This window comes from Kitasatospora sp. MAA4 (assembly GCF_029893355.1).
Taxonomy (GTDB): domain Bacteria; phylum Actinomycetota; class Actinomycetes; order Streptomycetales; family Streptomycetaceae; genus Kitasatospora.
Genome location: NZ_JARZAI010000038.1, coordinates 1 through 12,820, shown reverse-complemented (window position 1 = coordinate 12,820; position 12,820 = coordinate 1). Strand labels below are relative to the sequence as shown.

Sequence of the window (12,820 nt, the reverse complement as noted above, 5' to 3'; positions counted from 1 at the left end):
GTCATGTCGCACACGCACGAGGAACTCCCGCTGGCCGAGCAGGACGGCTGCGGCGACGGCTGCGCCTGCGGCGACGGCGAGGGCTACGAGACCGGCCTGGACCCGGCGCTGGCCGAGCTGCTGGAGGCGGCCGGCCTGGACCCGGTGGAGGTCGAGGACATCGCGACCCTGGCGCTGGCCGAGGACCTGGCCGGCGGCGAGGACGTCACCTCGATCGCCACCGTGCCGGCCGACGCCGTCGCCACCGCCGACTTCACCGCCCGCGAGGCCGGCGTGGTGGCCGGCCTGCGGATCGCCGAGGCCGTCGTCTCGCTGATCTGCGAGGAGGAGTTCGAGGTCGAGCGGCACGTCGAGGACGGCGACGCGGTGGCGGCCGGCCAGGTGCTGCTCTCGGTGCGCAGCCGCACCCGCGACCTGCTGACCGCCGAGCGCAGCGCGCTCAACCTGCTCTGCCACCTGTCCGGCATCGCCACCGCCACCCGGGCCTGGGTCGACGCGCTGGAGGGCACCGGTGCACGGGTCCGGGACACCCGCAAGACCCACCCGGGCCTGCGCTCGCTGCAGAAGTACGCGGTGCGGGCCGGCGGCGGCGTCAACCACCGGATGGCGCTCTCCGACGCGGCACTGATCAAGGACAACCACGTGGTCGCCGCGGGCGGCGTGGCCGAGGCCTTCCGGGCCGTCCGGGCCGCCTACCCCGAGCTGCCGGTGCAGGTCGAGGTGGACACCCTGGAGCAGATCCCGCCGGTGCTGGAGGCCGGGGCCGACCAGATCCTGCTCGACAACTTCACGGTGGATCAGCTGGCCGAGGCGGTCAAGCTGGTGGCCGGCCGGGCCAAGCTGGAAGCTTCCGGCGGTCTGACCCTGGCCACCGCGCGTGCGGTGGCCGAGACTGGTGTCGACTACCTGGCCGTCGGAGCGCTCACCCATTCCTCACCGATCCTGGACATCGGTCTGGACCTCCGTCCGTAATCCTTCCAACCACTCGGAAAGCGGCTCATGCTCCTCACCATCGACGTCGGCAACACCCAGACCACGCTCGGCCTGTTCGACGGTGAGGAGATCGTCGAGCACTGGCGGATCTCCACCGACCCGCGCCGCACCGCGGACGAGTTGGCGGTGCTGATGCAGGGTCTGATGGGCTCTCACCCGATGGCCTCCGAGGAGCGGGTCGACGGTCTGGCGATCTGCTCCTCGGTGCCCGCGGTGCTCCACGAGCTGCGCGAGGTGACCCGCCGCTACTACGGCGACGTGCCCGCGGTGATCGTGGAGCCCGGGGTGAAGACCGGGGTGCACGTCCTGATGGACAACCCCAAGGAGGTCGGCGCCGACCGGATCGTCAACGCGCTGGCCGCCAACCACCTGTACGGGGGACCGTGCATCGTGGTCGACTTCGGCACCGCCACCACCTTCGACGCGATCAACGAGCGCGGCGACTACATCGGCGGCGCGATCGCGCCCGGCATCGAGATCTCGGTCGAGGCGCTCGGGGTCCGCGGCGCCCAGCTGCGCAAGATCGAGCTGACCCGGCCGCGCAACGTGATCGGCAAGAACACCGTCGAGGGCATGCAGTCCGGCATCCTGTACGGCTTCGCGGGCCAGGTGGACGGCCTGGTGGCCCGGATGTCCAAGGAGCTGGCCAAGGACCCGGAGGACGTCCAGGTGATCGCCACCGGCGGGCTGGCCCCACTGGTGCTCGGCGAGGCCGCGGCGATCGACGTCCACGAGCCCTGGCTCACCCTGATCGGCCTGCGGCTGGTGTACGAGCGCAACAAGCCCAGCTGAGCGATCATCGGGTGATCCAGGGGGCGGCACCGCGCGAGGTTACCGACAAATCGGATATTCCTCACGTAGGGTCATTTTATGCCTACGCCACATGGGTCCCGCGGCGGCATGGCCTTCAGCGCCGACGAAGTGCGCGTGCTGCGCCGTGCCCTCGCCCAAGCCCTCCACCCCGCTGTCCCCGCCCAACTGACGCTCGGTACGCACGGCGCAGACCTCTGGGCGGAGGACGTCCAGGAGGCACTGCGGCTGGCCGAGGCGATCGACGAGGCCGCCCAGGAGGGCGGTCGGCTGCGGAGCTTCCTGCTGGACGAGCTGTCCCGCTACCGGTCCGCGCTGCCCGGCAGCGCCCGCGGGTACCTGGAACGGCTGGAGGAGGCCGTCACCGACGGCTACCTGCCCGGTCCTGACGACCTGTCGGCACTGCGCTCGCTCTCCCGGCTGCCCTGCGGCCCGGGTGAGCGCTCCCGCCGCTCGCGGCTGGCGGGCCGCTGCCACGCGCTGGCCGAGGCCGCCGTCCGGGTCCGACTGGCCCTCAGTACGGGCTTCCCGCACCCCTCGCCCGCCCCGGCCCTCGCCCCGCGCCACCTCGCCGCCGTGCCCAGCCCGACGCCGGCTCCGGCGCCCGGCCACCTGTCCGCACTCGCCGCCGTTCCACCGAGCAGTCCCACCGACCGAGCTGGAGGACCGATTCCGATGAGCAGCCCCACCGAGCCGCGCAGCACCGACGCCGCAGCCACCGCCGCCGCGAGCGAGCCCGGCCACCGCGCCCCGCGGGTGCCGACCCCCTCCGAGCTCTTCGCCCGGCGCCCCAAGCCCTCGGCCCACCCGCCGGTGCACACCGCCGTCCGCACGCCGGTCCGCACCCCCCTTCGCGAGGGCGACGAACTGGCCACCGGCACCGGCTGACGACCGGCCCGTCCCTTGTGGTCCGCGACCCGCGATATCCGGTGGCGGACCACGAGGGGACGGTCGTTACCCTGGTGAGGTGAGCGACCAGAACAGCCTCCCCGCGACCGACGACCTCCCCGAGCAGATGCGCGTCCGGCGCGAGAAGCTCGAACGGCTCCGCGCGGCGGGGGTCGACCCGTACCCGGTGGGCTTCCCCCGGACCACCACCATCGCCGACCTGCGGGCCGAGCACCCCGACCTGGAGCCGGACACCGCGACCGGCGCCCGGGCCGGCGTCACCGGCCGGGTGATCCTGGCCCGCACCGGCGGCAAGCTCTGCTTCGCCACCCTGCGCGACGGCTCCGGCGACCTCCAGGTGATGTTCTCCCTGGACAAGCTCGGCCCGGAGCGGCTGGCCGACTGGAAGTCCGACATCGACCTCGGCGACCAGGTGGGCGTCGAGGGCGAGGTGATCACCTCCAAGCGCGGCGAACTCAGCATCATGGTCGACAGCTGGGCGCTGACCGCCAAGTGCCTGCGCCCGCTGCCCGACAAGCACAAGGGCCTGACCGACCCGGAGGCCCGAGTCCGCCAGCGCTACGTGGACCTGATCGTCAACCCCGAGGCGCGCGAGATGCTGCGGCTGCGCAGCACCGTGGTCCGCTCGATCCGCAACACCTACGAGCAGCGCGGCTACCTCGAGGTCGAGACCCCGATGCTGCAGCCGATCCACGGCGGCGCCAACGCCCGCCCGTTCATCACGCACATCAACGCCTACGACATCGACCTCTACCTGCGGATCGCCACCGAGCTCTACCTCAAGCGGCTGGTGGTCGGCGGCGCCGAGAAGGTCTTCGAGATCAACCGGAACTTCCGCAACGAGGGCGCCGACGCGACCCACAACCCGGAGTTCACCGCGCTGGAGTCCTACGAGGCGTACGGCGACTACGACACCCAGGCCGAGCTGATCCGGGCGATCGTGATCAACGCCGCCAAGGACGCGCTGGGCACCACGGTGGTCCGCGGCACGGACCCGCACGGCGTCGAGCACGAGATCGACCTGGCCGAGCCGTGGGACGAGGTCAGCGTCTACCCCGGCATCTCCGAGCGCCTCGGCACCGAGGTCACCCCGCAGAGCACCGTCGAGGAGCTGCGCAAGCTCGCCGACGCGGCCGGCGTGCCCTACGAGAAGGAGTGGGGCCACGGGCAGATCATCCTGGAGATGATCGAGCGCCTGCTGGAGGAGAACGCCGTCCGGCCGACCTTCATCCGGGACTACCCGACCGAGGTCTCGCCGCTCACCCGCCAGCACCGCTCGATCCCGGGTGTGGCCGAGAAGTGGGACCTGGTGATCTTCGGGACCGAGATCGGCACCGCCTACTCCGAGCTGATCGACCCGGTCGAGCAGCGCGCCCGGCTCACCGCGCAGTCGCTGCTGGCGGCCGGCGGCGACGTCGAGGCGATGCAGGTCGACGAGGACTTCCTGCGGGCGCTGGAGTACGCGATGCCGCCGACCGGTGGCCTCGGGCTCGGCGTGGACCGCCTGATCATGCTGCTCACCGGCAAGAACATCCGCGAGACGGTGCTCTTCCCGCTGGTCCGCCCGGACCAGGCCAAGCCCGCGGCCAAGACCGAGTCCGAGTCCGAGTCCGTCGAAAAGACCGAGGGAGAGTGACCTGATGCAGTACATCAGCGCGATTGTGCCGCCACTGGTGATGGCGATCGGTTTCGGATTCCTGGTGCGGGCGATCATCCGCACCCAGGGCGGCGACCAGAAGGGCAAGGAGGACGCCGCCGCCGACGCGCTGGCGGCCGCCGCCGCCTCCGCACCCCGTACCGCGGAATAGCAGCTCCCCGCCGCAGGCCGTCGCCCGTACTCGGGCGGCGGCCTGCGGCGTGCCCCCCGAAGTGGCGTCATGCGTTTTGTCCGATTTTTCCCTATGGTTGCCCCATGGTGCGGCAGCTCGGTGAACTGGAGAACGCCATCATGACCCGGGTGTGGCAGTGGAACCGCCCGGTGACCGTTCGCGAGGTACTCCTCGATCTGCGCGAGGAACGCGATATCGCCTACACCACGGCGATGACCGTCCTCGACAAGCTCTACAGAAAGGGCTGGCTGCGCCGGGAACGCGCGGGCCGCGCCTATCGATATGAGCCGGTCTCCTCACGCGAGGCCTACACCGCGGCACTCATGAACGACGCCTGGGCCACCAGTGACAATCCGGCGGCGGCCCTGGTGCACTTCTTCGGACTGATGTCGGCCGAGCAGCGCGAGGCACTGCGGGACGCGCTGCGTGTCGCCGGGCCCGACCGGACCGGGGAGACCGAGGACGGGCCGACGCGATAACGTCCCGCCCATGGAGGTCACCATCCGCCGGGCGCGGACCGACGATGTCAGGACCGTTCGACGGCTCATCGACGCTTACTCGCAGGACGGCATTCTGCTCGACAAGCCCACCGTCACCCTGTTCGAATCCGTTCAGGAGTTCTGGGTCGCCGAGCGCCTGGACACCGGCGAGGTGGTCGCCTGCGGCGCTCTGCACGTCATGTGGCTGGACCTCGCGGAGGTCCGCACACTCGCCGTCGATCCGATCTGCCGAGGTCACGGCGTTGGACACCGACTTCTGGAACAGTTGGTGGAGACCGCGCGGGGACTGGGTGTACGTCGGATTTTCTGCTTGACGTTCGAGGTGGCGTTCTTCGCGAAACACGGCTTCATCGAGATCGGTGAAACCGATGATGGTACGACAGATCCGGCGGTCATCGCTACGGAAGTGTATGAAGAACTCCTTCACTCGTACGACGAAGGAGTCGCCGAGTTCCTCGGCCTGGAGCGTGTGAAGCCCAACACCCTGGGCAACTCGCGCATGCTACTGCACCTCTGAACCGACGTCCGGCGGACTTGCCAGAGCGGTAGCCGGCCTGGGCCCGAACAGTCCGGGGTTTGTGTTTTTCGAGAAAAGGCGGTTTCCTTTCCCTAAGGCATTGGGTCGTTAAGCGGAAAGGGAAGCCCGTGGCACAGAGGGTGCAGGTCATTCTTGAAGACGATCTCGACGGCGGTTCGGCGGACGAGACGGTGACGTTCGCCCTCGACGGCGTTGCCTACGAGATCGACCTCACGTCCGCGAACGCGGACAAACTGCGCAGCCTGTTGGCTCCGTACGTCGACAAGGGCCGCAAGCAGAGCGGTCGGCTCACCAGCGTCCGCCGTGCCGGCGGCCGTGGCACCGCCCGTCCGGCCGCCGGTGGCGCGGACACCGCCAAGATCCGCACCTGGGCGAAGGACAACGGCTTCTCGGTCAACGACCGCGGCCGCGTCCCCAGCAACGTGCGCGAGGCGTACGAGGCGGCCAACGCCTCCTGAGGCGGGTCGGCCTCAGCGGGCCGGCGGCAGGCCCAGTCGGTCGCGGAGGCAGGCCTCGGCCAGCCCGTCCAGCAGCCGCAGCAGCGCCGGCGAGGCCAGGTCGAGACCGAGCGGCGGCCCGGCGGCCGAGCGAGCACGTACCCAGCGGACACGGCACAGCGCGTGCCCGTCGGTCACGGGGCGCGGAGGATCCTCCTCCGCGCCCCGTGGCCGTGGCACCGTCGCGGGGCGCTGCGGGAGCGCCGGGCGGGCGGCCAGGTCCAGGCCGAGCTCCGGCCCCCAGCCGAGCCAGTGCAGCAGCCCGGGTACCAGCTCGGCCGTCCCCTCCGCCAGCAGGTAGAGCCACCGCTCCCCGGTCTGCGCGGCCGTCGCCTGCAGTACCGGCCCGGTGGGCCGGCCCAGCCGCTCCGAGCGGGCGAGCGCGGCCCGGCCCGCCCCGGCCGCCAGCTCCAGCCGGTCGCAGCCCAGCAGCGTCGCGGCCGGGTCGGCACCCTGGGACCGGGTCGGGGACTGCGGGGAACTCACGGACTGTGCAACGCTGGGAGGAGCGGCTCGGTCACGCCGTCCGCCCCGATTGGCCCTGTCCGGCTGTCGGCCGGGCATGCCGGCTATCGGCCGGCTATCGCCGCCGGTCCTGAGACCCCGTCATCCGGGGCCCGGATCGGCAGACTTCTCGCCCAGCGAACAACACCAGCTGGGAAACTGCACGAGAACCGCCGCAATTTCCGGTATGAATGCAGGTGGGACGGGTTCAGGCCCGAACCGGTGGCAGGCCGCGAAGCCGGCGATCGAGGCGAGTGCACACCGTTCCACCGATCGGAGCGGAGCGTGTTCGCCATTGGCGTAGCGGCAACACGTGCATCGGGCGGACTAGCGGGAACACCGTCTCCCAGCATCAGGTTGGGAAGGGTGTCGGCTGGTCGTGCAGCATGATTCCCCCACACACGTGGGGGGAGATCCACCCTCCTTTGCCCACCATCGGGCGGGAGGGGCCCCTGCCGCGCCGCTGAGCGGGACTAGCATGCGGAAGGACAGGGCGGGGACCGACCCCGAACTGACCGACCGCTCTGAGGAGCGATTAACGATGTTCGAGAGGTTCACCGACCGCGCGCGGCGGGTTGTCGTCCTGGCTCAGGAAGAAGCCCGGATGCTCAACCACAACTACATCGGCACCGAGCACATCCTCCTGGGCCTGATCCACGAGGGTGAGGGTGTCGCCGCTAAGGCCCTGGAGAGCCTCGGGATTTCTCTTGAGGCGGTCCGCCAGCAGGTCGAGGAGATCATCGGCCAGGGCCAGCAGGCCCCGTCCGGTCACATCCCCTTCACCCCCCGGGCGAAGAAGGTCCTGGAGCTGTCGCTCCGCGAGGCCCTTCAGCTGGGCCACAACTACATCGGCACCGAGCACATCCTGCTCGGCCTGATTCGCGAGGGCGAGGGCGTCGCCGCCCAGGTCCTGGTGAAGCTGGGCGCCGACCTGAACCGCGTCCGCCAGCAGGTGATCCAGCTGCTGTCCGGTTACCAGGGCGGCGGCAAGGAGTCGGCCACCGCAGGCGGCCCCGCCGAGGGCACACCGTCGACCTCGCTGGTCCTGGACCAGTTCGGCCGCAACCTGACCCAGGCCGCCCGCGAGGCCAAGCTCGACCCGGTGATCGGGCGCGAGAAGGAGATCGAGCGGGTCATGCAGGTGCTGTCCCGCCGCACCAAGAACAACCCGGTCCTGATCGGCGAGCCCGGCGTCGGCAAGACCGCCGTCGTCGAGGGCCTGGCCCAGGCGATCGTCAAGGGCGAGGTCCCGGAGACGCTGAAGGACAAGCAGCTCTACACCCTCGACCTGGGCGCGCTGGTCGCCGGCTCGCGCTACCGCGGTGACTTCGAGGAGCGCCTGAAGAAGGTGCTCAAGGAGATCCGCACCCGCGGCGACATCATCCTGTTCATCGACGAGCTGCACACCCTGGTCGGCGCGGGCGCCGCCGAGGGTGCCATCGACGCCGCCAGCATCCTCAAGCCGATGCTGGCCCGCGGTGAGCTGCAGACCATCGGTGCAACGACGCTGGACGAGTACCGCAAGCACCTGGAGAAGGACGCCGCGCTGGAGCGCCGCTTCCAGCCGATCCAGGTCGCCGAGCCGTCGCTGCCGCACACCATCGAGATCCTCAAGGGCCTGCGGGACCGCTACGAGGCGCACCACCGGGTGTCCATCACGGACGCCGCCCTGGTCGCCGCGGCCACCCTCGCCGACCGGTACATCTCGGACCGCTTCCTGCCGGACAAGGCGATCGACCTGATCGACGAGGCCGGCTCCCGGATGCGCATCCGCCGGATGACCGCGCCGCCGGACCTGCGGGAGTTCGACGAGAAGATCGCCGACGTGCGCCGCGAGAAGGAGAGCGCGATCGACGCGCAGGACTTCGAGAAGGCCGCCTCGCTGCGCGATGACGAGAAGCAGCTCCTGAACGCGAAGGCCAAGCGCGAGAAGGAGTGGAAGGCCGGCGACATGGACGTCGTCGCCGAGGTGGACGAGGAGCTGATCGCCGAGGTGCTGGCGACGGCCACCGGCATCCCGGTCTTCAAGCTGACCGAGGAGGAGTCCTCGCGGCTGCTGCGCATGGAGGACGAGCTGCACAAGCGCGTCATCGGCCAGAAGGACGCCATCAAGGCGCTCTCGCAGGCCATCCGGCGCACCCGTGCGGGCCTCAAGGACCCGAAGCGTCCCGGCGGTTCGTTCATCTTCGCCGGTCCGTCCGGCGTCGGTAAGACCGAGCTGTCCAAGACGCTCGCCGAGTTCCTCTTCGGTGACGAGGACGCCCTGATCGCCCTCGACATGTCGGAGTTCAGCGAGAAGCACACCGTCTCGCGACTCTTCGGCTCGCCGCCCGGCTACGTCGGGTACGAGGAGGGCGGCCAGCTCACCGAGAAGGTGCGCCGCAAGCCGTTCTCGGTCGTGCTGTTCGACGAGGTCGAGAAGGCCCACCCGGACATCTTCAACTCGCTGCTGCAGATCCTGGAGGACGGTCGACTGACCGACTCCCAGGGCCGGGTGGTGGACTTCAAGAACACCGTCATCATCATGACCACCAACCTCGGCACCCGGGACATCTCCAAGGGCTTCAACCTGGGCTTCGCGGCCCAGGGCGACACCGCCTCGGGCTACGAGCGGATGAAGAACAAGGTCGGCGAGGAGCTCAAGCAGCACTTCCGCCCCGAGTTCCTCAACCGTGTCGACGACATCGTCGTCTTCCACCAGCTGACCGAGGAAGACATCATCCAGATCGTCGACCTCATGGTCGACAAGGTGGACGGCCGGCTCAAGGACCGCGACATGGGTCTGGAGCTCAGCATCGAGGCGAAGCAGCTGCTGGCCAAGCGCGGCTACGACCCGGTGCTCGGTGCCCGTCCGCTGCGCCGCACCATCCAGCGCGAGATCGAGGACCACCTCTCCGAGAAGATCCTCTTCGGTGAGCTGCGGGCCGGCCAGATCGTGGTGGTCGGTGTGGAGGGCGACGGCAAGGAAGCCAAGTTCACCTTCCGCGGCGAGGACAAGTCGGCCGTGGCCGACACTCCGGCCGCCGTGGTGGCGCCGGGTCCGGATCTGACGAAGTAACACGTTTCGCACGAAAGTGCCCCGCTCCTCGGCTGGTTCAGCCGGGGAGCGGGGCACTTTCGCGGCGTGGTAGGCATGGGGGATGCGCTTTGACTCGGTTCCGATGCCGCAGACCGTCCAGGCCAGGCCCCGCGACACCCGCGGCTACCCCGTGCCGGCCATCACCCCGTGGGAGGGCGAGGAGCCGCAGTTCGCCCTCACCGACTACGGGCGCAGCGCCGACTGCGCGCGGCAGCGGCTCTGCTCGGTCTGCAACACCCTGATGGAGCGCGGCAGCGTCTGGCGCGTGGTGGGCGCCGCCGAGAGCGCCGCGATCGGTGAGGCGCTGGCCGGCGGTCGGCCGTACCGCAATCTCGCGCCGACCCTGGAGGCCCCCGGGCACCGCGCGTGCATGCTGTACGCCTCGATGGTCTGCCCCTACCTGGCCCGGCCCAACGCCCGGCGCGGGCTGGGCGCCGAGCAGCCGGACGAGCTGACCGCGCACGTGGTGCGCGGCGCCGTCCGGGGCACCCTCGGCGCGGTGGTGGGCTTCGCGGACTACGAGTTCGCGATCACCGGCAGCCAGGTGCTGTTCCGCTTCCTCGAGGTGGTCGAGTTCCTGCCGCACGACACCGCCGACGGCCACCTCGCCGAGTTGGAGGCCGAACTGGCCCGCCGGACCGGGTAGGCAGACCGGGTAGGCGGACCGGACCGGGTAGGCGTGATCAGCCGCGGTAGGCGGGCAGGCCGGCGGTGGTGGAGATCAGCTTGGGGGCGGCGCTGCCGTCGGCCGGCAGGGTGGCGACGCCGTCCGGGGTCCGGACCGCGATGGTCTTGCCGTCCGGCGAGAAGGCCGGCTCGGTGTAGTCCGTGGTGGCGGCCGGGGTGAGGTCCTTGGCGGGCTTGCCGGGGCCCTCGGTGTTCGCGAAGAGGTGGTCGTGCCCGTCGACCGAGCGGACGAAGACGACGGTCCGCTCGTCGGGGGACATCGCGGGCTGGGAGCCCTGGGTGTACACACCGCCCTGCTGGCGCAGGTAGTCGTCGCGGATGTAGACGTCGCCGGTGGTGGAGTTGGCGTAGACGGCGTCGCCGACCTTGCCCGCGACGTTGGGCCAGTCGTTGCCGGTGACCGGGTTGGGGGGCAGGTTGTCGCCGCCGTAGGTCGCCAGGATCAGAGGGACGGGCGTGCCGTGGACGGCGGTGGCCGGGACGCCCTCCAGGCGCGAGACGCCGTCCTTGGAGGCGGCGAAGAAGATGCTGTTCTTCACCGGGACGCCGTTCGCGTCCCCGGGCTGCGTCACCTGCCAGGTCGGGTGCGACCAGCTCTCGCCGCTGGGGGCGATGGCGACGGTGTGCCGGCCGGAGCCGTCGGGGTTGCTGGTGACGAGGTTGCCCGCGCCGTCGATGAAGGCGGCCCGGCTGCCGTTCGGGGACCATGCGAGGTCCCGCACGACGGTACCGAAGTCGACCGAAGTCCCGTTCATCACCACGAAGTTCGTACCGTTGCTGATGGTCAGTGCGGTGTGCGCGGTGCCGTTCACGCTCGGCACGACCGCGGTCCCGCTGGGGGTGGCCGAGGCCGTGGGGTGGGCGCTGGTGCTCGGCTTGCCGGAGGTCGTGGGGTGCGGCCCGCGGCTCGGCGTGCCCGAGGGTCGGCCCTCGCCGGTCGGCGTGCCGGTGGCGGGGGCTGCGCTCTGGTTCGGGGAGGCGGCGGAGGGCGCGGAGGGCGCGGCCACGGGGTTGTCCGGCCCGCAGCCGGTCAGCAGCGCCGAACCGGTGACGGCGGCGATCAGGGCGACGGCGGTGAGGGTGCTGCGGCTGCGGATGCGAGCGGACATGATCGGTTCCCCCCAGGGAATGTGCGGTGATAGGAGAAGCCTGACAGTCGGAAATCCGGGATCGGTGTGGCAACCGTCACAGCCGTGCAACAGCACTCCCGTGCGGGAACTCCGTGGTCCTGCTCACAGCGTGGCGAGCCGCTACGAGGCCGGGTAGGAGAGCGGGCGGGTGTCCGGGCGCTGCCGGAGCGCGGCGCCGGCCGGGCAACGGGCGGTCTGGGATGACGATATGAAGGTCGGATAAGGAGATCACTCCGCCAAGCGCCTGAAATTATCTGTCGGACCGCACTACACGCCGTAGTAGTTGATCGGATTTCGGTACCGCCTCACCGACGGTTACACCTGAATGGTCCCCGGCGAGTGCCCGCACCAAGGCCTGGCTCCACGCTGCCCCGATCGCTGCGAGGTCACGCACGATGTCCCTTTCCCCACGCATCAACCCGTACGCGGTCTTCCACGGCCCGCACCGGCGCAAGGCCGCCTCGGCCGCCGCCGCGAGCGCCGTGCTGCTCGGGGTGATACTGGCCGCTGTACCGGGCAGCGCCAGCGCCCAGACGGTTCGGCCGACCACCCCCGGGAGCTCCGCGTTCACCGCCGAGCACGGCGTCCAGCCGTCCACCGGTGTGGTCCAGCTGACCGAGCCGACCGCCTATCTGCCGCCCGTCGGCGCGGGCAGTTCGCAGGACGCCGTCGCGGTGGCGCTCAACCTCACCCCGGGCAGCCCGCCGGCCCCGCCCGCCGCGCCGGCGCCGGCACCGGTCGCGCCGCACTGGTCCGCGCCCGTCCCCGGCGCGCCGATCACCAACCCGTTCGGCGTGCCGAACCCCGAGTACGCGGCCGGCTACCACACCGGCGTGGACTTCGCGGTGGACCAGGGCACACCCGTCCTCGCGGTCGGCGACGCCACCACCGTGTCGGCCGGCTACGCCGGCTCGTACGGCAACCAGATCGTCCTCAAGCTGGCCGACGGCCGCTACGCCCAGTACGCGCACCTCTCCAGACTGGACGTCAGCACCGGCCAGCAGGTGACGGCCGGCCAGCAGGTCGGCGCCTCCGGCAGCACCGGCAACTCCACCGGCCCGCACCTGCACTTCGAGATCCGCACCAGCAACAGCTACGGGGACGTCATCGACCCGATCGGCTACCTCGCCGGACACGGAGTCCGCGACTTCTGACCCCGCACAGCACTGTGCCCGGGGGCCGCCCGGATCGGATGATCCGCGGCGGCCCCCGGGCACAGGGGGAGATGTTCGGCTACTGCCACTCCTCGGTGCCCGGGGCGACGATCGGGGTCCCGTCGGCGGCGGTGGGGGCGTCCGCGAGGACGGTGACCGCGGCGTGCTGGGCGGGAGCGGCGAGCATGTC

The 12,820-nt window shown here is 70.8% G+C and carries 12 protein-coding genes and 1 pseudogene; 11 read left to right on the top strand and 2 right to left on the bottom strand.

Going from position 1 to position 12,820, the window contains the following annotated elements:
* Positions 1-3: 3 nt before the first annotated feature.
* The 8 genes and pseudogenes from nadC (at position 4) to P3T37_RS33275 (ending at position 6,037) form a co-directional block, all read left to right on the top strand.
* Positions 4-972: a carboxylating nicotinate-nucleotide diphosphorylase gene (gene nadC, locus P3T37_RS33310; protein ID WP_280727676.1), complete on the top strand. Its 969-nt coding sequence runs from the start codon at positions 4-6 to the stop codon at positions 970-972.
* A 27-nt stretch (positions 973-999) separates the two neighbouring features.
* Entirely contained in the window at positions 1,000-1,785 is a 786-nt protein-coding gene (locus P3T37_RS33305) for a type III pantothenate kinase (RefSeq protein ID WP_280727675.1), read from the top strand.
* Between the two features lie 78 nt (positions 1,786-1,863).
* Positions 1,864-2,691: a hypothetical protein gene (locus P3T37_RS33300; protein WP_280727674.1), complete on the top strand. Its 828-nt coding sequence runs from the start codon at positions 1,864-1,866 to the stop codon at positions 2,689-2,691.
* A 91-nt stretch (positions 2,692-2,782) separates the two neighbouring features.
* A pseudogene (gene lysX / locus P3T37_RS33295) lies at positions 2,783-4,348 on the top strand (bifunctional lysylphosphatidylglycerol synthetase/lysine--tRNA ligase LysX); the annotation flags it as partial.
* Positions 4,349-4,352: 4 nt separating this feature from the next.
* Positions 4,353-4,520, top strand: a complete 168-nt coding sequence (locus tag P3T37_RS33290) for a hypothetical protein (RefSeq protein WP_280727673.1) — start codon at positions 4,353-4,355, stop codon at positions 4,518-4,520.
* A 104-nt stretch (positions 4,521-4,624) separates the two neighbouring features.
* Complete coding sequence (locus P3T37_RS33285; RefSeq protein ID WP_280727672.1) at positions 4,625-5,020, top strand: BlaI/MecI/CopY family transcriptional regulator; 396 nt, start codon at positions 4,625-4,627, stop codon at positions 5,018-5,020.
* 10 nt (positions 5,021-5,030) lie between these two features.
* Positions 5,031-5,558 carry an amino-acid N-acetyltransferase gene (locus P3T37_RS33280; protein ID WP_280727671.1) on the top strand — a complete coding sequence of 176 codons (528 nt, stop codon included), beginning with the start codon at positions 5,031-5,033 and terminating at the stop codon, positions 5,556-5,558.
* 128 nt (positions 5,559-5,686) lie between these two features.
* Complete coding sequence (locus tag P3T37_RS33275; protein WP_280727670.1) at positions 5,687-6,037, top strand: Lsr2 family protein; 351 nt, start codon at positions 5,687-5,689, stop codon at positions 6,035-6,037.
* Between the two features lie 12 nt (positions 6,038-6,049).
* On the opposite strand, the gene P3T37_RS33270 is transcribed toward P3T37_RS33275, so the two are convergent.
* Entirely contained in the window at positions 6,050-6,562 is a 513-nt protein-coding gene (locus P3T37_RS33270; protein WP_280727669.1) for a hypothetical protein, read from the bottom strand.
* Positions 6,563-7,121: 559 nt separating this feature from the next.
* On the opposite strand from P3T37_RS33270, the gene P3T37_RS33265 reads away from it, so the two are divergent.
* The gene (locus P3T37_RS33265) at positions 7,122-9,638 is read left to right on the top strand and encodes an ATP-dependent Clp protease ATP-binding subunit (RefSeq protein WP_280727668.1); all 2,517 of its coding nucleotides are present in this window, start codon (positions 7,122-7,124) and stop codon (positions 9,636-9,638) included.
* A gap of 82 nt (positions 9,639-9,720) precedes the next feature.
* Entirely contained in the window at positions 9,721-10,305 is a 585-nt protein-coding gene (locus P3T37_RS33260) for a hypothetical protein (RefSeq protein ID WP_280727667.1), read from the top strand.
* A gap of 37 nt (positions 10,306-10,342) precedes the next feature.
* On the opposite strand, the gene P3T37_RS33255 is transcribed toward P3T37_RS33260, so the two are convergent.
* Entirely contained in the window at positions 10,343-11,455 is a 1,113-nt protein-coding gene (locus P3T37_RS33255) for a hypothetical protein (RefSeq protein WP_280727666.1), read from the bottom strand.
* Between the two features lie 416 nt (positions 11,456-11,871).
* Between P3T37_RS33255 and P3T37_RS33250 the strand changes: the two genes are divergently transcribed.
* On the top strand, positions 11,872-12,630 hold the full coding sequence (locus P3T37_RS33250) for a M23 family metallopeptidase (RefSeq protein WP_280727665.1): 759 nt from the start codon (positions 11,872-11,874) through the stop codon (positions 12,628-12,630).
* Positions 12,631-12,820: the final 190 nt, after the last annotated feature.

Coding starts and splice junctions, on each gene's coding strand:
- nadC (WP_280727676.1), top strand. CDS start 4: ATGTCGCACACGCACGAGGAACTCCCGCTGGCCGAGCAGGACGGCTGC.
- P3T37_RS33305 (WP_280727675.1), top strand. CDS start 1,000: ATGCTCCTCACCATCGACGTCGGCAACACCCAGACCACGCTCGGCCTG.
- P3T37_RS33300 (WP_280727674.1), top strand. CDS start 1,864: ATGCCTACGCCACATGGGTCCCGCGGCGGCATGGCCTTCAGCGCCGAC.
- P3T37_RS33290 (WP_280727673.1), top strand. CDS start 4,353: ATGCAGTACATCAGCGCGATTGTGCCGCCACTGGTGATGGCGATCGGT.
- P3T37_RS33285 (WP_280727672.1), top strand. CDS start 4,625: ATGGTGCGGCAGCTCGGTGAACTGGAGAACGCCATCATGACCCGGGTG.
- P3T37_RS33280 (WP_280727671.1), top strand. CDS start 5,031: ATGGAGGTCACCATCCGCCGGGCGCGGACCGACGATGTCAGGACCGTT.
- P3T37_RS33265 (WP_280727668.1), top strand. CDS start 7,122: ATGTTCGAGAGGTTCACCGACCGCGCGCGGCGGGTTGTCGTCCTGGCT.
- P3T37_RS33260 (WP_280727667.1), top strand. CDS start 9,721: ATGCGCTTTGACTCGGTTCCGATGCCGCAGACCGTCCAGGCCAGGCCC.
- P3T37_RS33255 (WP_280727666.1), bottom strand. CDS start 11,455: ATGTCCGCTCGCATCCGCAGCCGCAGCACCCTCACCGCCGTCGCCCTG.
- P3T37_RS33250 (WP_280727665.1), top strand. CDS start 11,872: ATGTCCCTTTCCCCACGCATCAACCCGTACGCGGTCTTCCACGGCCCG.